This is a genomic window from Variovorax sp. P4_B10 (assembly GCF_056402375.1).
This window is the reverse complement of sequence record NZ_JBFUHN010000103.1, coordinates 1-20367: the sequence shown is the minus strand read 5'-3', so window position 1 is coordinate 20367 and position 20367 is coordinate 1. Positions and strand designations below refer to the sequence as shown.

The window sequence follows — 20367 nt, the reverse complement described above, 5'->3', positions numbered from 1 at the left end:
ATGCTGCCCACCTCGTTTTGAAGAAAGGGAAGTTTATCAATGTTAACGACCGGGGATTCTGTTCCAGTTAGAACGCATCGTGCTGACGGCGCGAGTGGCTTGTCTTGCGCACTGCGGTTGACACATGTGCGGGGCGGACGGATCGTGTGAATCGCCCCGGATTCTGAGGAGGCTTTAACTCTTGAGAAGATGAAGCCATGAACAAGTCGAACAAGTTCTCGTCCGAAGTCCGTGAATGCGCATTGAGGATGTGCAGGAGCACCGTGGGGAGTACCCGTCGTTGTGGGCGGCCCGGCTGACGCTCGAGCGGGAGAACTGGCGCGCATCGCTGATGAACGCGGTGCCGCCGGCACCATCTGCGAGGGGTATGCCGACGCAACCGAGCCCTGACCGGTAAGGCAGCCGAGTACCCCGCAGATAGCGGGAGGTCGCGAACTGTGCCCCCTGCAAGGAATCATTGAACTGATGGTTCCTTGGACGGGCTCACTTTTAAGCGCGACGGCGGAACGTGCCGCCAGTTTCGGCGCGACGTGAGGGGGTGACCAAAGTGGCGGCCCCTTCAGGCGCTCTCTTTGCCGCGGCGACCTCCTGCAAAAGCTGTATTGCGCGCGGCGAAACGTTGGGATTTACTGGCGCCCCAAAAATGCCGAGGGGAACATCGATGGGCAAAGCCACTAATCACAAAGCGACGGTGACCTTGAAGCTGCCATTCGAGATTACCCCCGATGCAGAACTAACAGCACTCCGAGCTGCCGGCATTCCAGTCGACCATCTGGGCGTCATGGCGTCAGGTTTTCTGCACATGAGGGCAACCAGCGATTGCCGTTCCCACATCTTTCGACGGTTCGCCAGTAGCGGTTCGGCGGGTAGCGTCGGCCGCGACGGCGCGCCGAATACGACGAATCCCAGGCGGAGAGGCCACGCCAATGCTGAGACCAGAAGCGAGCTCAAGCATATGGGCGTACCCAGCGAGATCTCCGAAGCACGCCCGGCGTGATGGTGGCCGACAACGGCACCGAAGTCGCGCTGCAGTGACGCCGGGGTTCTGGTGGTCTACCTGCGGCGGCGGCCCACGTAGTGGCTGCCCTTGCCACTGCGTCCGCTTCCACCGACGCGCCGGCTACCAGATCGGCTTGCCGCTTCGAAGATTGGGGCTGATGACGCAGCGCCGGCAGGGCTGGCGCTCAGGCTGCCCGGCATGGCCAGGGAGCCTGCGTTGGAGTTGCCGGCGGCGGCTGCGAGCAGGATGGCGAGCAATGTTGTCTTCATGGTTTTGGTCTCCTCGTGCTGAGCAGGATCGGGCGCCCGGTTCCCCCGTACTTGATGGACGGCTTGGGCAGATGCTCTCACGTCGCGCGTGCGAGAGCGAGTCTCAGACCTGACTGAATCGCGTGGCGCACCGCATGGAGGTCGGATTCTTGCTGAAGTTCTCGGGGTCCCGAAATGTAAGCACAGGCTCGAAAGACGCCAAATCGGCTGTCAAGAGGGGAATCTGGAGCGTTTTGCGGTAGTTCGTGACTGAAAACGGCGCCAACTACTGCGCAAAACAAGACGTCGAAAGTAGCGGAACGAAACTGACGCCGCTAGTTTGGGCGCTCGCGAAAACATTACTACTGTAAAACCAACCAGTAAAGTGGCAAAATTCCAGCATTAATTTCGATGCACCGAAAAGTGCGTCGCAACCTCTCCGGAATCAAGATGACCAAGCCAATCGCTCAAAATCGCAGTGCGCCAGCACGCGGTAGCCGTGCTTCGGATCAGGGTGCCGGCTGGGTGCGGGTGGTGGCGAAGACAGGCCGCCCAGTGACTTTGGCCGATCCCGAAATGAAAAAGTCGGTCGAGCACCTCGAGAAGAAGGTCACAAAGTCCAAGGCTGACGCTCTGGATTTTCTCCATCGCGCTGGCATCGTCACCCCAACGGGGCGTTTGACGAAGGTTTATGGCGGCTGAGCAGCCGCCATTTCCCGACTACAGCAACTATCAGCGCCTGCCTAGCATGGTGCTGGGCTTTCATGGCTGCGACGAGTCCGTGGGCGAGGATGTGCTGAGCGGCAAGCTACCCCATCTCGCGACCAGCGTTAACAAGTACGACTGGCTCGGGGAAGGCATCTATTTCTGGGAAAATGATCCGCTGCGGGCGATCGAGTGGGCTGTCGCCGCCAAGGACAATCCGAGGCTCTCGAAAGGAAAGATCAAGAAGCCGTTTGTCGTTGGTGCTGTGATTGAACTCGGGCACTGCCTCAATTTGACCTCTCGCGTGAGCATCGAGGAAGTGAAAGTCGCGCATCAGATCTTGGTGAAGGCCTTCGAGAAGGCTGGGGCAGAGTTGCCAAAGAACACTGGGAACGGCTTCTTTCGCAGCCTGGATCGTGCCGTGATCGAAGCGCTTCACGAGTCAAGGAAGACCGCGGAGAAGGCGCTGCCTTCCTACGATACGGTCCGAGCTGCATTTAGCGAAGGTGGTCCGGCCTTCCCTGGCTCAGGGTTCGACGATCGCAGTCACATTCAAATCGCTGTGCGCGAAAAGGCTCGGATCAAGGGCTACTTCCGGCCCATCTGCGACTGACGCCACCAGCGCCTCTCAGCAGAGGCCCATGCGCGAAAGCGGAATGCCTCGCGGAACATGTTGCTTCACGTTAGTGCGCGCTACTTGTGGAGTGCGCATAAATACGTGGTGCCCGGGGCCGGAATCGAACCGGCACACCTTTCGGTGGGGGATTTTGAGTCCCCTGCGTCTACCAATTTCACCACCCGGGCACATCCGGAAGGAAGCCCAAAATTATGGCACAGTGGCTGCCATGAATTATCCGACGATCGAAGACGCCATCGGCAAGACCCCCCTGGTCGCTCTGCAACGCATCGACGCGGCCGAAAATGCCAAGCGCGGCAACGTGATCCTCGGCAAGCTCGAAGGCAACAATCCCGCGGGCTCGGTGAAAGACCGGCCGGCCCTCTCGATGATCAAGCGCGCCGAGGAGCGCGGCGAGATCAAGCCCGGCGACACGCTGATCGAAGCCACCTCGGGCAACACCGGCATCGCACTCGCGATGGCCGCAGCCATCAAGGGCTACCGCATGGTACTGATCATGCCGGAGGACCTCTCCGTGGAGCGCGCCCAGACCATGAAGGCCTTCGGCGCCGAGCTGGTGCTCACGCCCAAGAGCGGCGGCATGGAGTACGCGCGCGACCTCGCCGAGCAGATGGTGGTGCAGGGCAAGGGCCGGGTGCTCGACCAGTTCGCCAACCCCGACAACCCGCGCATCCACTACGAGACCACCGGCCCCGAGATCTGGGCCGACACCAAGGGCAAGATCACGCATTTCGTGAGTGCCATGGGCACCACCGGCACCATCACCGGCGTCTCGCGCTTCCTGAAGGAAAAGAACCCTGCCGTGCGCATCATCGGCGCGCAGCCGGCCGAGGGCTCGCGCATTCCGGGCATCCGCAAGTGGCCCACCGAATACCTGCCCAAGATCTACGACCCGAGCCGGGTCGACGAAGAAATCAGCGTGAGCCAGGACAACGCCGAGGAGATGTGCCGGCGCCTCGCGCGCGAAGAAGGCATCTTCGGCGGCATTTCCGCGGCCGGCGCACTGTGGGTGGCGCTCGAAGTCGCCAAGACGGTCGAGAACGCCACCATCGTCTTCGTGGTGTGCGACCGCGGCGACCGTTATCTTTCGACTGGCGTATTCCCCGCCTGAAACAGGACCGCCCCCAGGCTATGCGCACTTCGTGTCGCTTCGCCCACCCTCTCCGGGGGCAACATCTGCAGCCCGGCAAAGCCGGTTCTGCGATGTTTCTGGAAGAGGCGACGATTCAAGAACGACAACGCTGAGAACTCCGATGTCCCATCCCAAGTTTTGCCAGGTCTGCGCCACGCCGCTCGAATGGATCGCGTTGATGGAAGACGGCGGTCCCAAGGAGCGCCTGCGCTGCCCGAACTGCGGCCACACGCACTGGAACAACCCCACGCCCGTGCTCGCAGCCATCGTCGAGTACCGCGGCCAGGTGCTGCTGGCGCGCAATGCGGCCTGGCCGGTCAAGATGTATGCGCTGATCACCGGCTTCATGGAGGCCGGCGAAACGCCCGAAGGCGGCATCGCGCGCGAGGTCAAGGAAGAAACCAACCTGGAAGTCGGCGCGACGAAGCTCGTTGGTGTCTACGACTTCCAGCGCATGAACCAGATCATCATCGCCTACCACGTGGTGGCCGATGGCGAGGTGAAGCTCTCGCCCGAGCTGGTGGACTACCGCCTCTACGACCTGCCGGATCTCAAGTGCTGGCCCGCGGGCACCGGCTATGCATTGGCCGACTGGCTGCGCACCCGGGGCCATGAGCCCGTGTTCTTCACCACGGCCGAGAACGAAGACCGCCGCCGCGGGCTCAATCTGCCGCCCGAGGAGCCGAAGCATGGAAGTTGACCGCGAAATCGACACGCGCGGGCTGAACTGCCCGCTGCCCATCCTCAAGGCAAAGAAGTCGCTCAACGACATGGCGAGCGGGCAACTGCTCAGGGTGGTGTCGACCGACCCGGGGTCGGTGCGCGACTTTCAGGCCTTTGCGCGCCAGACCGGCAACGAGCTGATGGAGCAGCAGACGGTCGGCAGCGACTTCATTCATGTGCTGAAGCGGCGCTAGCGAGAGCCAAAAAAAGGGGGCTTGTTGCCCCCGTCCCTCAGAGCTTCAGGCTCTTGAGGTACTCGCGGAACTCGCTGCCCACTTCAGGATGGGCCAGCGCCAGTTCCACCGTGGCCTGCAGGAAACCTTCCTTGCTGCCGCAGTCGTAGCGGATGCCCTTGTAGGAATAGGCGTAGACCGATTCCTTCTTCATCAGTGCCGCAATGCCGTCGGTCAACTGGATCTCGCCGCCCGCGCCCTTGGGCTGGTTGCGAATTTCATCGAACACGCCCGGCGTGAGGATGTAGCGGCCCGCCACGCCAAGGCGCGAGGGCGCCTCTTCGGGCTTCGGCTTCTCGACCATGCGATGGACCTTCACCAGACCGTCCTCGACCGTCTCTCCGGCCACGATGCCGTAGCGCTTGACGTGTTCGAGCGGCACTTCCTGCACGGCCAGCAACGAGGCGCCCAGGCGGGCGAATGCGGCGGTCATCTGCGCGAGCACCGGCTCGCCGCCATCGGGGCCGACCATCAGGTCGTCGGCCAGAAGAACGGCAAAGGGCTCGTTGCCGACCAGGTGTTCTGCGCAGAGCACCGCATGGCCGAGACCCAGCATGCGCGGCTGGCGCACGTACGAGCAGGTCATGTCGTCGGGCATCACCGAACGCGCGATCTTGAGCAACGCGTCCTTGCCGCTGGCTTCGAGCTGGCTTTCGAGTTCGTAGGCGGTGTCGTAGTGATCTTCGATCGCACGCTTGTTGCGGCCGGTCACAAAAATCATGTCGCGGATGCCCGCGGCATAGGCTTCTTCGACGGCGTACTGGATCAGCGGCTTGTCGACCACCGGCAGCATTTCCTTGGGTTGCGCCTTGGTGGCCGGCAGGAAGCGTGTACCAAAGCCTGCAACAGGAAATACGGCCTTGCGGATGCGTGTCGAGGAAGTGGACATGGGCAGTTCAGCGTCTTTCTTGAAAGTGAGGGAAATTCCGGATGCGGAACGGCGCGAAGCCGCTCCTGAAATCCTAAACGCCTTCGATGCCCTGCGTCTGTCAGCCGAGGCGTACAAGTTGGTCGCGAAGACGCTCCAACGTGGCGCTGAAGTCAGCCAGACGTTTACGTTCTTGCTCGATCACCGCCGCAGGAGCCTTGGCGACGAACGCTTCGTTACCAAGCTTTGCGTGGACCTTGGCGATCTCGCCTTCGATGCGCGCGATTTCCTTGCCGATGCGAAGCTTCTCGGCGGCCTTGTCGATCTCCATGTGCAGGCACAGGCGTGCCGCACCCACCACCGCGACGGGCGCCGCCTCGGCCGCGGCCGACCACGACGCTTCGTCGTCGAAGACCTTCACTTCCTTGAGTTTGGCCAGCGCCTGCAGCACGGGCGCCGATTCACGCAAGAAGGCCGCGCCTTCGGCGTCGTCGGCCACCGCATAAAGCGGCAGACGCACCGCCGGCGACACGTTCATCTCGCCGCGCAGCGTGCGGCATGCATCGACCAGCGCCTTCAGACGTGCGACATGCGCCTCGGCCGCTTCATCGATCTTCTCCGGCTGGCTCTTCGGATAGGCCGCGACCATGATCGACTCGCCTTCGCGGCCAGCGACCTTGGAAACTTTTTGCCACAGCTCTTCCGTGATGAACGGAATCACCGGATGCGCCAGGCGCAGCAGCGTTTCGAGCGTGCGGATCAGCGTGCGGCGCGTGGCGCGCTTCTGCGCATCGTCGCCGGTCTGGATCTGCACCTTGGCAATCTCGAGGTACCAGTCGCAGAACTCGTCCCAGGCGAACTGGTAGACCGCATTCGCGACGTTGTCGAGCCGGTACTCCTCGAAGCCCCTGGCCACGTCGGCCTCGACGCGCTGCAGCTGCGAAACGATCCAGTAGTCTGCACGGCTGAACTTCAGGTAGCCGTGGGCCGGACCGCCCACCTTGCATTCTTCCTTCGTGTGTTCCTGGAGGCCGCAGTCCTGGCCTTCGCAGTTCATCAGCACGAAGCGCGTGGCGTTCCACAGCTTGTTGCAGAAGTTGCGATAGCCCTCACAACGTTTCGAATCGAAATTGATGCTGCGGCCCAGCGAAGCCAGCGAGGCGAAGGTGAAGCGCAGCGCATCGGCGCCGAAAGCCGGAATGCCGTCCGGAAATTCCTTCTGCGTGTTCTTGCGAACGGCAGGCGCCGTCTCGGGCTTGCGCAGGCCTTGCGTGCGCTTGTCGAGCAGTTCGGGCAGCTGGATGCCGTCGATCAGGTCCACCGGGTCGAGCACGTTGCCTTCCGACTTGCTCATCTTCTTGCCTTGCGCATCGCGCACCAGGCCGTGGATGTACACGTCCTTGAACGGCACCTTGCCGGTGAAGTGCTTGGTCATCATGATCATCCGGGCGACCCAGAAGAAGATGATGTCGTAGCCCGTCACGAGCACGGTCGAGGGCAGGTACAGCTCGAGGTCCTGCGTCTTCTCCGGCCAGCCCAGCGAAGAGAAGGGCACCAGCGCTGCGGAATACCAGGTGTCGAGCACGTCCTCGTCGCGCCTGAGCTTCTTGCCTGGGGCCTTGGCTTGCGCGTCGGCCTCGTTCTCGGCCACGTACACGTTGCCTTCATCGTCGTACCAGGCCGGAATCTGGTGGCCCCACCAGAGCTGGCGCGAGATGGTCCAGTCCTGGATGTTCTCCATCCAGTGGTTGTAGGTGTTGACCCAGTTCTCGGGCACGAAGCGCACCTCGCCCGACTTCACCACGTCGATCGCCTTCTGTGCGATCGACTGGCCGTCCGCGCCGGGGCGCGTCATCGCCACGTACCACTGGTCGGTGAGCATCGGCTCGACGATGGCGCCCGAGCGCGCGCAGCGCGGCACCATCAGCTTGTGCTTCTTCACCTCGACCAGCAGGCCGAGCGCTTCGAGGTCGGCCACGATGGCCTTGCGCGCCACGAAGCGGTCCAGGCCGCGGTACTTCTCGGGCGCGTTGTCGTTGATGGTCGCGTCGAGCGTGAGCACGCCGATCATCTCGAGCTTGTGGCGCTGGCCGACCGCGTAGTCGTTGTAGTCGTGCGCAGGCGTGACCTTGACCACGCCGGTGCCGAATTCCTTGTCGACGTAGTCGTCGGCAATGATCGGGATCAGCTTGTCCACCAGCGGCAGCTTCACGTGCTGGCCGATCAGATGTTTGTAGCGCTCGTCCTCGGGGTGGACCATCACGGCGGTGTCGCCGAGCATGGTTTCGGGTCGGGTGGTGGCCACGGTCAGCGTGCCGCTGCCGTCTTCCAGCGGGTAGGCGATGTGCCAGAGCGAGCCGTCTTCCTCTTCGCTCTCGACCTCGAGGTCGCTCACCGAGGTCTTGAGCACCGGGTCCCAGTTGCCCAGGCGCTTGCCGCGGTAGATCAGGCCTTCTTCGTACAGCTTCACGAAGGTCTGCGTCACGACCTGCGAGAGGTCGTCGTCCATCGTGAAGTATTCGCGGCTCCAGTCGACCGTGTCGCCCATGCGGCGCATCTGCTCGGTGATGGTGTTGCCCGACTTCTCCTTCCATTCCCACACGCGCGCCACGAAGTTCTTGCGGCCCAGGTCGTGGCGGCCGATCTTCTGCTCCTGCAACTGGCGCTCCACCACGATCTGCGTCGCTATGCCGGCATGGTCGGTGCCCGGCAGCCACAGCGTGTTGTCGCCCTTCATGCGGTGGTAGCGCGTGAGGCTGTCCATGATCGTCTGGTTGAACGCATGGCCCATGTGCAGCGTGCCCGTCACGTTGGGGGGCGGCAGCTGGATCGCGAAGGAGTCCGCGCCTTCCTTGGGTTGCTGCGTGCCGCGGAAGCCGGCCTTGGCATAGCCGCGCTTTTCCCATTCCGGGCCCCAGTGCGCCTCGATGGCGGCGGGTTCGAACGATTTGGACAGGCTGTCCAGACCAGGCTGGGCGGGAGGGGTGGTGGGTTCGCTCATGGGAAATGCAGAACGGCGCCTTTAGGGGGAGCCGTGGGGGACAGGGTGGGATAGCCGGCGATTTTACCGGCGCGGCTTGGCGACACAGCCGCCACTCATAATTCCGGGATGCTCTTCCTGCTTTCCCCTGCAAAGTCGCTCGACTACGACACCCCGGTTCCTCCTGAAGTCCCCGCCACCCAACCCCATTTCGAAGCCCCCCGCGGCCCCTCGGTCGAGCTGATCAAGCTGCTGCGCGAGAAGTCGCCTCTCGAGATCTCCGAACTGATGCATCTGTCGGACAAGCTTTCCGCCCTCAACGTGGCGCGCTACGAGGCCTGGTCCTCCAAGAGCACCGAGAAAAACGCCCGCCAGGCGGCCTTCGCCTTCGACGGCGACGTCTACGGCGGCCTGGATGCCCGCACCCTGACGCCCGCGCAACTCGCCTGGGCACAGGACCATGTCTGCATCCTCAGCGGCCTCTACGGCCTCCTGCGGCCGCTCGACCGCCTGCAGCCCTACCGGCTCGAAATGGGCACGCAGCTCGCCAACCGCCACGGCAAGGACCTGTACGCGTTCTGGGGCTCGCGCATCGCCGAGCACTTGAACGAGCGCCTCGCGGCCGACCGCACGCCGGTGGTCGTCAACGTCGCTTCGCAGGAATACTTCAAGTCGGTCGACCGGAAGGTGCTCAAGGCCCGCGTGGTCGAATGCGTGTTCCAGGAGTGGAAGGGCGACAGGTACAAGATCGTGAGCTTCTTCGCCAAACGCGCCCGCGGCCTGCTGGCGCGCTGGGCCGTGCTGCACAAGGCGGCCACGCCCAAGGCGCTGGAAAAGTTCGACCTCGAGGGTTATGGTTTCGACGCAGAGGTGTCCACAGCCGAAAGGCTGGTGTTCAGGAGGAAAGTCTGATGTCCCAACCGATCAGTCCGGAGCTGCGCGAATGGCTGGTTGCCCAGCTGGCGGCCGGTCATTCGGTGCCCGCGCTGCGCGCATCGATGCGCGCGGCCGGCTGGCACGATTCGGCCACCGATGTGGCGCTGGCCCAGCTCGAGGCCGGCTTCCCCAATGTCGAGGTGGCACTGGCACCGGTTCGCACCGAGATGCCCGGTCCGGATCTCGACGGCGCGCCGCTGTACCTCGACACGGGCGACCGCCGGGTGCAGGTGCTGCACACCATGCGGCATCCGCGCGTCGTCGTCTTCGGCAACCTGCTGTCGGTCGAGGAATGCGAAGGGCTGATCGCCGCGGCGCGGGTGCGGCTCGCGCGCTCGCTCACCGTCGAGACCCGCACCGGCGGCGAAGTGCTCAACGTCGACCGCACCAGCGACGGCATGTTCTTCGAGCGCGGCGAGAACGAGATCGTCGCGCGGCTGGAGCAGCGCCTGGCCACGCTGCTGCGCTGGCCGCTGGAGTTCGGCGAGGGCCTGCAGATCCTGCGCTATGCGCCCGGTGCCCAGTACCGTCCGCACTACGACTACTTCGACCCCAACGAGCCCGGCACGCCCACCATCCTCAAGCGCGGCGGCCAGCGCGTCGCCACGCTCGTGATGTACCTGCAGGAGCCGGAGCAGGGCGGTGCCACCACCTTTCCCGACGTCGGGCTCGAAGTGGCCCCCGTGCGCGGCACCGGCGTCTTCTTCAGCTACGACCGCCCCGACCCCGTCACCCGCACCCTGCACGGCGGCGCGCCAGTGCTGGCGGGCGAGAAATGGGTCGCCACCAAGTGGCTGCGCGAGCGCGAATTCAAGTAGCAGCAACAAGGAACCGATGAAAGTCACCGCCAACGGGCTGCAGATCGAAGTCGACGACACCGGAGGCGAGGGGCGTCCTGTCATCCTGCTCATCATGGGCCTGGGCATGCAGCTGATCGCATGGCCGACCGGCTTCGTGCAGCAACTGGTGGACGCGGGCTTTCGCGTGGTGCGCCACGACAACCGCGACATCGGCCTGAGCCAGGGCTTCGACCATGCCGGCGTCGGCAACATCGTCTGGGAGACCATTCGCCACCGGCTCCGCCTGAAGGTGCGCTCGGCGTACACCTTGCAGGACATGACGCACGATTCGATCGGCGTGCTCGATGCGCTGGGCATCGAGAAAGCGCACATCGTCGGCGCGTCGATGGGCGGCATGATCGCGCAGCGCATCGCTGTCAGCGCACCGCAGCGCACGGCCAGCCTCGTGAGCATCATGAGTTCGAGCGGCGCGCGCGGCTTGCCCGGTCCGCGCCGCGAAGTGACCGCCATGCTCATGCGAAGGCCCCTGGGCAAGAGCGAGGCCGAGCTCGTGGCGCACAGCATCAAGCTGCTGCGGCTGATCCAGAGCCCGGCCTATCCGCAGTCCGACGAAGAACTGGCCGAGCGCCTCACCTTCAGCATGCGCCGCGCCTACCACCCGGCCGGCCTGATGCGGCAGATGCTCGCCATCGGCGCCGATGCCGATCGCCCCAAGGTGCTGCCGCGCATCCAGTGCCCGACGCTGGTGCTGCACGGCGAAGACGACGCCCTCGTGCCCATCGCCTGCGGCAAGGATTCGGCCCAGCGGATTCCGGGTTCGATCTTCATTTCCGTTCCCGGCATGGGCCACGACCTGCCGCCCGAGGTCTGCACCATCCTCGCCAACCACATCGCCCCGTTCGCGCACGCTGCGAGCGCCAAGGACAAGCCATGAGCCTCGACAACCATCCCGACAACCCGAACACCCCCGAGCAATCGCAACTGGGCCGCGCCTCGGCCTACGCCGACAAGTACGACCCGTCGCTGCTGTTCCCCATTGCGCGCGCCACGCAGCGCGAAGCCATGGGCATCAAGGCCGGCGCCTTGCCCTTCTTCGGCGCCGACCTCTGGACCGCCTTCGAAGTGAGCTGGCTCAACCCGCGCGGCAAGCCGCAGCTCGCCATCGCGCACTTCACCATTCCCTGTGAAACGCCCAACATCATCGAAAGCAAGTCGTTCAAGCTGTATCTCAACAGCTTCAACAACAGCACCTTCGCGAGCATCGATGCCGTGCGCGAGCACCTGCGCACCGACCTCGCCGAAGCCGCCTGGCGCGGCAGCGACCAGTCGGCCGGCATCGGCGTGAAGCTGCTCACGCCCGACCTGTTCGACCGCGAGCCGGTGCACGAGATCGACGGCCTCGACCTCGACCGGCTCGACATCGAGTGCACGCACTACCAGCCCGCACCCGAACTGCTGACCAGCGACACCACGCAGGTGCCGGTCAACGAAACGCTCACCAGCCGCCTGCTCAAGAGCAACTGTCTCGTCACCGGTCAGCCCGACTGGGGCAGCGTGCAGATCCGCTACAGCGGCCCGCCCATCGACCAGGCCGGGCTGCTCGCGTACATCGTGAGCTTTCGCAACCACAACGAGTTTCACGAGCCGTGTGCGGAGCGCATGTTCACGGACATCTGGAACCGCTGCAAACCGACCAAGCTCGCGGTGTATGCGCGCTACACGCGGCGCGGCGGGCTCGACATCAATCCGTTCCGCACGAGCTGGCCGCAGGCGCTGCCAGCGAATGTGCGAACGGCGCGGCAATAGCCCGGCAGCCGCTCGCATCGCGAAACGCGCGGCATCGCATCCATCGCCCGGGGGGCGAGCCCCCGGCACCGTGAGCGCTCATCTCACGCCGTCTGCTGCCAAAGCGACGCAATCCACCACACCTGCGTAACGACGCATTCCGCGCGGCCGCGTCGACGCGCGGCAAAGACCCGGTGTTTGCACTTTCGATGGACTTCGCCTTCCCGGTCGTTGCGCAATACGTCTTGTTAAAACTGTGACGCAATCGCGTCGTCACAATAAATAAAAATAGAACAAATCTTCTTAAATTGGGCGGCTCCATTCCGGAATTTTCACGTGTTCGCATCAACAAATTAAAACATTGCGTCGTTTATTGTGGACGACCTCGACGGATATGCCGAGTTCGGCCATACCCGAATACCGATGGCTCGTTGTCATCTAAACACGTAGCAAGGATCCGGGATTTCATTTCGAATTAGACTGAGTTTCCTCTGTCAGTGCGATGCGGTTGCATTGCCACAATGAATTGAAACAGAACGAATCTTCGAAATTTGCTGGGTGGCGTTATTCCCGAGGCTTTCTTTGCGTCTGCGCCATCAAATTTAAACATAAACACTGCGTTATTCATGCCAGTGGCCGAGGCCGTGCGGTGCGTATCGCCGCAATCAGCCGAAACAGAACGAATCTTCTTAATTCGATGGGTAACTCCATTTCGATGCTTCTTGTCGTGCCCGCATCGAATAATTCAAACACTGAATCATTTGTATTAGTCGGCCCCGCGCTTCGTTGAACGCGGGAATTCAGAGACCGCACGCTATGCAGGAAGTGACCGTGGAAGCCGCTGCGACTTCGACTGCCGACAAACCGGTCACCCCATTGCAATCCACGCCGTTGCGCACGCGATCGACGTTTGCGTTGTTGTGGCTGAGCGAGACCGCTTTCGATCTGGGCACCACCCTGGTCAGCTTCGCCGCAGGCGTGTGGATCTTCTCCCGCACCGGCTCCGCGCAGGACTATTCGTTCTCGGTGCTGGCCGCCGCGCTGGCGGCGATGCTGGCCACGCCGTTCGCCGGCACATTGGCCGATCGCCACGACCGGCGCTGGGTGGTGTTGTCGTGCGATGTCGCCGCCATCGCCGGCACATTCGCGATCGTGCTGGCCTTGCTGTCCGGTCGACTCGGCATCGGCGCGCTGTACGCCTATGCCGCGGTCGCGGCGGCGGTCGGTGCGCTGCGGCGTCCGGCGATCCGGGTGGCGGTCAGCCGCTTCGTGCCCAAGGACCGCTTCGCCCAGGTCGGTGGACTGACCGGCATTTCGCGCGCGCTGGTGCAGGTCGGCGCGCCCGCCGCGGCCGGCTTCCTGGTGGCGCGGATGGGCCTGCAGGGGGTGATGGCGACGCAACTGTGTCTCTTGTTGGCCGGTGCCGCACTGGTGTTCGCGGCACTGACCCGGGCCGGCGAAGACGTGCGCGGCGGGCCGCGCGCTGGTGGCGATCCGTCCGTCCGTCCGTCGCTGTGGGGCGGCGCGGGGGCCAGCCTTTCCGGTGCGCTGGCGTACCTGCGCGAGCAGCCGTTGATGGGCGCGTTGCTGGGCTACGGCGCACTGGTGCAGTGCCTGCTGGTCCTGGCGACGACCTTGCTGACGCCGATGGTGCTGTCCACGCATTCCAGCGACGTGCTGGGCCTGGTGATGTCGGTCGGCATCGTCGGTGGCCTGCTCGGTTCGATCCTGGTCGCCACCGCCTGGATCCGGCGCGGACTGATGCAATGGATCCTGGCCTGCGACGCGTTGCAGTGCGCGGCGGTGCTGGTCGCCGGTTGCGCGACCACGCCGGCCTGGTGGTGCGCGGCGGCGTTCGTCTGCCTGTTCTGCGGCAGCACCTCGGTCGCCTGTTCGCATGCGCTGTGGATGCGCAAGGCGCCGATGGGCCGGCAGGGCAGCGTGTTCGCCTTGATCACCGCGTCCAACATGTTGGTGATGTGCATGGTGCTGCTGGCCGGCGGCTGGCTCGCCGACGCGGTGCTGGAGCCGGCGCTGCGCCCGGGCGGCGCGCTCGGCGCCACGGTCGGTGCCTGGTTCGGCACGGGGCCGGGCCGCGGCATCGGCTTTCTGTTTTTCGTGAGCGGCGCGGTCGGCCTGGCGCTGACCGTTCTCGCGCTCGCCCACCGGCGCCTGCGTCGCCTGGAAGCGCTGGTGCCGGACGGCGGCGAATCATGAGCAGCCAAGTCCTCCATTCCTTGAGCTCGCCCCAGCAAGCGGTCTGGCTGGACCAGTCCCTGGCGCCGGACCTGCCTTGCTACAACATCGGCGTAGCGACACGCTTCGACGGGACCAGCGACCCCGATCGCCTGGAAGCGGCGATCCGCTCGGTCGCCGAGCGCCATCAGGCGCTGCGCATCGTGCTCGAGCGCAGCGCCGGCGGGGTTGCGCAACGTTTCGCCGATGCCGTGGATGCACCGTTGCAGCGCTTCGATTTCACGGACGAAGCCGACCCGGAGGCGAGCGCCTGGGCGCATCTGCGCGCCGCGTTCCTGACCCCGTTCGATTTGTACGGCCAGCGGCTGTGGCGCATGCAATGGCTGCAGGTTACGCCCGGGCGCGGCTACTGGCTGCTGTGCTTCCATCACCTGGTCGCAGACGGCTGGTCGATCTCGCTGATCGGCAACGCCGTGGTCGACGCCTACAACCGGCTCGGGCGCAACGAACCGGCGCTCGACGCGCAAGATGGCGACGGTCATCAGGACGCCGGCTACGCGGACTTCATCCGCAAGGATGCCGAATACCAGGCCTCTGCGCGCTACGCCAGCGATCGCGCATTCTGGCTGCAGCGCCATGCGCGCCTGGCCGCACCGCTGTTCGAGGACACGCACGCCCGGCGCGGCCGCTTCGATCGCAAGTTCGAGCAAGCCGTCTGGCACCTGGACCGTGCCGACCATGACCGCCTGACCGAAGTGGCCGCGGCGCAGGGCGCGTCGAGCACGCATTTCCTGGCGGCGTTGCTGGCGGTGTACTTCGCGCGCCTGAGCGGGCGCGAGGACGAGGTGGTGATCGGCATGCCGGTGCACAACCGCACCAGCGCGGCGCAACGGCGCACGCCCGGCATGTTCTCGGGCGCGATCCCGGTCGGCATCGCGGTTGATCCGGAGGAGACTTTCGCGCAGACGCTGCGCCGCGTCGCTGCCGAAGTGAAGCAGTGCTACCGCCACCAGCGCTATCCCCTGGCCGACATGCACCGCGAACTGCTGGCCGGGGTGGGCGACCGCCGCGGCCTGTTCGATCTGTCGCTGTCGATGGAGACCTTCCAGGGCGACCTGGGGTTCGAAGGCATCCGCACCTCGGTGTTCCCGCTGCACAACGGCTACGAGCGCCAGCCGCTCGCGGTGTACGTGCGCGACTACGAACACGAGCGGCCGGTGCGCATCGAGTTCAACCACGACCCGGCGCTCTTCTCTGCGCAGGAGATGACTGCGCATCTGCGGCGGCTGCAAGTCCTGGCCCGGACGGCAATCGGCGCGGTGGACACGCCCGTGCGCGACCTGCCGCTGATGGACGAGGCCGAGCGCGAACAGGTCGTGCACGGCTTCAACCGGCCGCAGCGCGACACCGGCGCCGGCGCACCGTCGTTGATCCACGCGCTGTTCGAGCGCCAGGCCGAGCGCCACCCCGATGCCGTCGCGGTGCAGTTCGAAGACCAACAGCTGAGCTACGGCGAACTCAACCGGCGCGCCAACCAGCTGGCGCATCACCTGCGAGGGCTTGGCGTCGGACCGGACGACCTGGTCGCGATCGGCCTGGAGCGCGGGCTCGACCTGGTGGTGGCGATCCTGGCCACGCTCAAGGCCGGCGGCGCCTACGTGCCTCTGGACCCGGTGTATCCGGACGAACGCCTGGCCCACATGCTGCGCGGCAGCGCGCCGGTGGCGTTGCTCGCTGACCGTGCCCTGTTCGATCGCCTGCAACCGCCGACTTCATGCAGACGCGTGCGCCTGGACCTGCCCTGGGAGCAGGCGCCGTGGGCCGAAGCCTGTGCCGACAACCCGCAAGTCGAGGGGCTCGCACCGTCGCACCTGGCCTACGTGATCTACACCTCGGGCTCGACCGGACTGCCCAAGGGCGTGATGGTCGAACACGCCCAGGTCAGCCGCCTGTTCGGCGCGACCCAGGCATGGTTCGCGTTCGGCCGCGACGACGTGTGGACCTTGTTCCATTCCTTTGCTTTCGATTTTTCGGTATGGGAGTTGTGGGGTGCACTGATCCACGGCGGGCGCCTGGTCGTGGTTCCGCACGCGGTCAGCCGCGCACCGGCGCAGTTCCATCGCCTGGTGTGCGAGCAGGGCGTGACCGTGCTCAACCAGACCCCGAGCGCGTTCCGACAGTTCGCCGCCGCCTGCGAGGCCAGTCCGACAGAAGAACTGCCGTTGCGCTACGTCGTCCTCGGTGGCGAGGCACTGGAAACGGCAACGCTCGCGCCCTGGTATGCGCAAGCGCGCAACCTGCGCACGCGCCTGGTCAACATGTACGGCATCACCGAAACCACCGTGCACGTCACTTACCGCGCGCTGGAGCCTGCCGACGCCGAGCGCGCCGGGGCGAGCCCGATCGGCGTGCGCATCCCCGACCTGAGCGTGTACGTGCTCGATCCGCAAGGACGGCCACTGCCCATCGGCTGCACGGGCGAGATGTACGTCGGCGGCGCTGGCGTCGCGCGTGGCTATCTGCGCCGGCCCGAGCTGGACGCGCAGCGCTTCGTGCCCGACCCGTTCAGCGGCGTGCCGGGCGCGCGCCTCTACCGAACTGGTGACCTGGGCCGCTATCTCGCCGACGGCAGCCTGGCGTACCTTGGCCGCAACGACCACCAGGTCAAGATCCGCGGCTTCCGCATCGAGCTGGGCGAGATCGAGGCGCAGCTGACCCGGCTCGATGGCGTCGACGACGCGGTCGCCATCGCACGCGAGGACACGCCGGGCGACACGCGCCTCGTGGCTTATCTCGTTGCCAAGGCCGCGTTCGATCCGTCTGCTGCGCGTGCCGCCTTGCGCGAACGCTTGCCGGACTACATGGTCCCGGCCGCCTATGTCGTGCTGGACGCGTTGCCGTTGACGGCCAACGGCAAGCTCGATCGCAAGGCCCTGCCGGCGCCGGACCTTCGCGCCTTGCGCCAGCGCGACCATGAACCGGCGCAAGGTGAAATCGAACAAGCGTTGGCGCGGCTGTGGGCGGAAGTGCTCGGCGTCGAGCGGGTCGGTCGCCACGACAACTTCTTCGAGCTCGGCGGTCACTCCATCCTTGCCGTGCAACTGGTCGAGCGCATGCAGCGCGAAGGCCTGGAGGCCGAGATCCGCCATCTGTTCGCCGAGCCGACCCTGAGCGCGCTCGCAGCCCGCGTGATGCAGACCGGGCAGGGCGCGGCACCCGTGCCGGCCCATGCGATCCCCGCGCAGTGCGAGCGCATTACCCCGCAGATGTTGCCGCTGGTGCAACTGACCCAGGCGCAGATCGACCTCATCGCCGACAGCGTTCCGGGCGGCATGCGCAACGTGCAGGACATCTACCCGCTGGCGCCGCTGCAGGAAGGCATCCTGTTCCACCATCTGTTGCAGGGCGAGGGCGATGCCTACGTGCTGCCTGCCCTGTTGCGCTTCGACGATCGTGGGCGCCTGGACCGGTTCGTGGCTGCCTTGCAGCAGGTGATCGCGCGCCACGACATCCTGCGCACCGCCGTGCAGTGGGAGGGACTGGACGCGCCGGTGCAAGTGGTCTGGCGCAGCGCCGAGCTGACGCTGCGGGAGCTGCATTTCGATCCGGCCGGCGGCGATGTGCAGGCGCAGTTGCAGGCCCACGCCGATGCGCGGCGGGTGCGCCTGGACCTGCGTCGCGCACCGATGCTGCAGGCCCATGCGGCGTTCGATCCGGTGTCGCAGCGCTGGCTCCTGCAGTTGCTGCACCATCACCTGACCCTGGATCACACGACCACCGAGCAGGTCCTGCACGAGGTGGTGGCGCTGCTGCAGGGGCGTGCCGAGGCGCTGCCGGCACCGGTTCCGTTCCGCGAGTTCGTCGCGCGGTCGCGCCAAGGCGTGAGCGAGGCCGAGCACGCGGCGTTCTTCGGCGCGATGCTTGGCGACGTCGACGAACCGACCGCGCCGTTCGGCCTGTTCGACGTGCAAGGCGACGGTTCGCAGATCGAGCAGGCGCGCTTGACGCTGCCATCGACGTTGTCGGCGCAGTTGCGCGCGCTCGCCATGCACCACGGTGTGGGCGCGGCCAGTCTGTTCCATCTGGCCTGGGCTCGCGTGCTGGCGCTATGCAGCGGCCGCGACGATGTGGTGTTCGGCACGGTGCTGTTCGGCCGCATGCAGGGCGGCGCGGGCATCGATCGCGCCATGGGCATGTTCATCAACACCCTGCCGCTGCGCATAGTGCTGGGCGGACGCGGGGCGGTGCAGGGCCTGCGCGAGACCCACGCGGCGCTGAGCGGACTGCTGCGCCACGAACATGCCTCGCTGACGCTGGCCCGGCGTTGCAGCGGCCTGGCGCCGAACACGCCGATGTTCTCGGCGCTGCTCAACTACCGCCACAGCCGCAGCGAGAGCTTCGGCGACAGCGAGATCGCCGAGGGCATGCACTATCTCGGCGGCCGCGATCTCACCAACTACCCATTCAGCCTGTACGTCGACGACCTGGGTGGCGATTTCGTGCTCACCGCTGAAATCCAAGCCTCGGTCTCAGCTGAACACGTCGCCAGGTTCATGCAGCAGGCATTGCAGACGTTGGCGCAGGCACTGGAAGACGCGCCGGACACGCCGCTGCTGGCGCTCGATGCGTTGCCGGCCGAAGAACGCAGGCGCGTGCTCCACGGCTACAACGACACCCACCGCGAATACGCCGCACCGGCCCTGGTGCACGAGGCCTTCGAACAGCAGGCGGCGGCACACCCGGAGCGCATCGCCCTGGAGCTGGACGGCGCGCAGCTGAGCTACCGGGCCCTCAACGAGCAGGCCAATCGTCTCGCTCGGCACCTGTGCAGGCTCGGGGTGGGACCGGATGACCGCGTGGCGGTCTGCGTCGAACGCAGCCTGGCGATGGTGATCGCGATCCTGGCCACGCTCAAGGCCGGCGGCGCCTGCGTGCCGCTCGATCCGTCGTACCCGCAAGAGCGGCTGGTGCAGATGCTGCGCGACAGCGCCCCGGGGGCCGTGCTGAGCCAGCGCGGGCTGGTCGAACGCTTGGCGCCAGTCAATGCGGCCGTGGTCCTTCTGGACGAGGCGGCACCGCCGTGGGCCCAAACCCGCGCCGACAATTTGCGGGTCGACGGGCTCRCGGCATCRCACCTGGCCTATGTGATCTACACCTCCGGCTCGACCGGCRTGCCCAAGGGCGTGGCGATGCCGCACCGCGGCCTGGTCAACCTGCTGGCCTGGCAGCGCGAGCAGTTGCCCGAACCCGCGCGCACCCTGCAGTTCGCCGCGCTGGGCTTCGACGTCGCCTTCCAGGAGATCTTCAGCACGCTCGGYRGYGGCGGCACCCTCGTGCTGCTGCACGAAGCGCTGCGCCAGGACCTTCCGGCGCTGGCCGAATGGCTGGCCGAGGAAGCTATCGAGCGCTTGTTCCTGCCGTACATCGCGCTGAACAACCTCAGTGAGCTGTGGTCGCAGCGCGGCGAGCCGCTGGTGATGCTGCGAGAAGTCATCACCGCGGGCGAACAGCTCAGGATCACGCCTGCGATCCGTCGCATGTTTGCTCGGCACCCGCAGGCGCGGCTGCATAACCACTACGGCCCGACCGAAACGCATGTGGTCAGCGCACACACCTTGAGCGGACCACCGGCGCAATGGGAAGACCTGCCGCCGATCGGACGGCCGATCGGCAACTGCCGCATCTATGTGCTCGATGCGCAACGCAGGCCGGTGCCCGTGGGTGTTGCTGGTGAGTTGTTCCTGGGTGGAGTCCAGGTCGCGCGGGGTTACTTGGATCGCCCCGAACTCACCGAAGAGCGCTTCATGGCAGACCCGTTCGACGGCCGCGACGGTGCGCGCATGTACAAGTCTGGCGACCTGGGCCGCTGGCGCACCGATGGCAGCATCGACTACCTGGGGCGCAACGACGACCAGGTCAAGGTTCGAGGCTACCGGATCGAGCTGGGCGAGATCGAGGCGCAGCTGGCGCGTGTCGAAGGGGTACGCGAAGCGGCGGTGATCGCACGCGAGGATCGATTGGTCGCGTACCTGGTCGGAACGCCTGCGCTCGATGTTGCGCAAACGCGCGTGCAGTTGAGCAAGCACCTGCCGGCGTACATGGTGCCGGTGGCCTATATCGTGAC

Annotated in this window: 15 protein-coding genes and 1 tRNA gene; 12 read left to right on the top strand and 4 right to left on the bottom strand. The window is 65.6% G+C overall.

The annotated features are described in order from the left end of the window. The first annotated feature begins 661 nt into the window (after window positions 1-661). Window positions 662-997, top strand: a complete 336-nt coding sequence (locus tag AC1DXX_RS30040; RefSeq protein WP_478137855.1) for a hypothetical protein — start codon at window positions 662-664, stop codon at window positions 995-997. 56 nt (window positions 998-1053) lie between these two features. On the opposite strand, the gene AC1DXX_RS30035 is transcribed toward AC1DXX_RS30040, so the two are convergent. Further along, a complete protein-coding gene (locus AC1DXX_RS30035; RefSeq protein WP_478137854.1) occupies window positions 1054-1269 on the bottom strand; it encodes a hypothetical protein in 216 nt (71 codons plus the stop codon). A gap of 429 nt (window positions 1270-1698) precedes the next feature. On the opposite strand from AC1DXX_RS30035, the gene AC1DXX_RS30030 reads away from it, so the two are divergent. Both AC1DXX_RS30030 and AC1DXX_RS30025 read left to right on the top strand, forming a co-directional pair. Continuing rightward, a complete protein-coding gene (locus AC1DXX_RS30030) occupies window positions 1699-1950 on the top strand; it encodes a hypothetical protein (protein WP_478137853.1) in 252 nt (83 codons plus the stop codon). Beyond that, a complete protein-coding gene (locus AC1DXX_RS30025; protein ID WP_478137852.1) occupies window positions 1940-2566 on the top strand; it encodes a hypothetical protein in 627 nt (208 codons plus the stop codon). The genes AC1DXX_RS30030 and AC1DXX_RS30025 overlap by 11 nt, the downstream gene beginning before the upstream one ends. 106 nt (window positions 2567-2672) lie before the next feature. Here the strand turns inward: AC1DXX_RS30025 and AC1DXX_RS30020 are convergent. Then, a tRNA-Leu gene (locus tag AC1DXX_RS30020) sits at window positions 2673-2757 on the bottom strand. 41 nt (window positions 2758-2798) lie between these two features. Between AC1DXX_RS30020 and cysM the strand changes: the two genes are divergently transcribed. The 3 genes from cysM to AC1DXX_RS30005 all read left to right on the top strand — a co-directional run bounded on the left by cysM (window position 2799) and on the right by AC1DXX_RS30005 (window position 4639). Then, the gene (gene cysM / locus AC1DXX_RS30015; protein WP_478137851.1) at window positions 2799-3701 is read left to right on the top strand and encodes a cysteine synthase CysM; all 903 of its coding nucleotides are present in this window, start codon (window positions 2799-2801) and stop codon (window positions 3699-3701) included. A gap of 142 nt (window positions 3702-3843) precedes the next feature. Further along, window positions 3844-4422 carry an NUDIX domain-containing protein gene (locus tag AC1DXX_RS30010; RefSeq protein WP_478137850.1) on the top strand — a complete coding sequence of 193 codons (579 nt, stop codon included), beginning with the start codon at window positions 3844-3846 and terminating at the stop codon, window positions 4420-4422. Continuing rightward, window positions 4412-4639, top strand: a complete 228-nt coding sequence (locus AC1DXX_RS30005; RefSeq protein ID WP_478137849.1) for a sulfurtransferase TusA family protein — start codon at window positions 4412-4414, stop codon at window positions 4637-4639. The genes AC1DXX_RS30010 and AC1DXX_RS30005 overlap by 11 nt, the downstream gene beginning before the upstream one ends. Window positions 4640-4676: 37 nt before the next feature. On the opposite strand, the gene galU is transcribed toward AC1DXX_RS30005, so the two are convergent. Together galU and AC1DXX_RS29995 are read right to left on the bottom strand one after the other, a co-directional pair. Continuing rightward, window positions 4677-5567 (bottom strand): UTP--glucose-1-phosphate uridylyltransferase GalU, encoded by an 891-nt coding sequence (gene galU, locus AC1DXX_RS30000; RefSeq protein ID WP_478137848.1) that lies wholly within the window; start codon window positions 5565-5567, stop codon window positions 4677-4679. A gap of 100 nt (window positions 5568-5667) precedes the next feature. After that, entirely contained in the window at window positions 5668-8547 is a 2880-nt protein-coding gene (locus AC1DXX_RS29995) for a valine--tRNA ligase (protein WP_478137847.1), read from the bottom strand. Between the two features lie 108 nt (window positions 8548-8655). On the opposite strand from AC1DXX_RS29995, the gene yaaA reads away from it, so the two are divergent. The 6 genes from yaaA to AC1DXX_RS29965 form a co-directional block, all read left to right on the top strand. Continuing rightward, window positions 8656-9438: a peroxide stress protein YaaA gene (gene yaaA / locus AC1DXX_RS29990; protein ID WP_478137846.1), complete on the top strand. Its 783-nt coding sequence runs from the start codon at window positions 8656-8658 to the stop codon at window positions 9436-9438. Then, window positions 9438-10280, top strand: a complete 843-nt coding sequence (locus AC1DXX_RS29985) for a 2OG-Fe(II) oxygenase (protein ID WP_478137845.1) — start codon at window positions 9438-9440, stop codon at window positions 10278-10280. Before yaaA ends, AC1DXX_RS29985 begins: the two co-directional genes overlap by 1 nt. A 16-nt stretch (window positions 10281-10296) precedes the next feature. Further along, the gene (locus AC1DXX_RS29980) at window positions 10297-11196 is read left to right on the top strand and encodes an alpha/beta fold hydrolase (RefSeq protein ID WP_478137844.1); all 900 of its coding nucleotides are present in this window, start codon (window positions 10297-10299) and stop codon (window positions 11194-11196) included. Then, the gene (gene queF, locus AC1DXX_RS29975; RefSeq protein ID WP_478137843.1) at window positions 11193-12068 is read left to right on the top strand and encodes an NADPH-dependent 7-cyano-7-deazaguanine reductase QueF; all 876 of its coding nucleotides are present in this window, start codon (window positions 11193-11195) and stop codon (window positions 12066-12068) included. Before AC1DXX_RS29980 ends, queF begins: the two co-directional genes overlap by 4 nt. Window positions 12069-12863: 795 nt before the next feature. Further along, a complete protein-coding gene (locus tag AC1DXX_RS29970) occupies window positions 12864-14264 on the top strand; it encodes an MFS transporter (RefSeq protein WP_478137842.1) in 1401 nt (466 codons plus the stop codon). Continuing rightward, on the top strand, window positions 14261-20367 hold a 6107-nt coding region (locus AC1DXX_RS29965; protein ID WP_478137841.1), incomplete at its 3' end, for an amino acid adenylation domain-containing protein. The genes AC1DXX_RS29970 and AC1DXX_RS29965, both read left to right, overlap by 4 nt.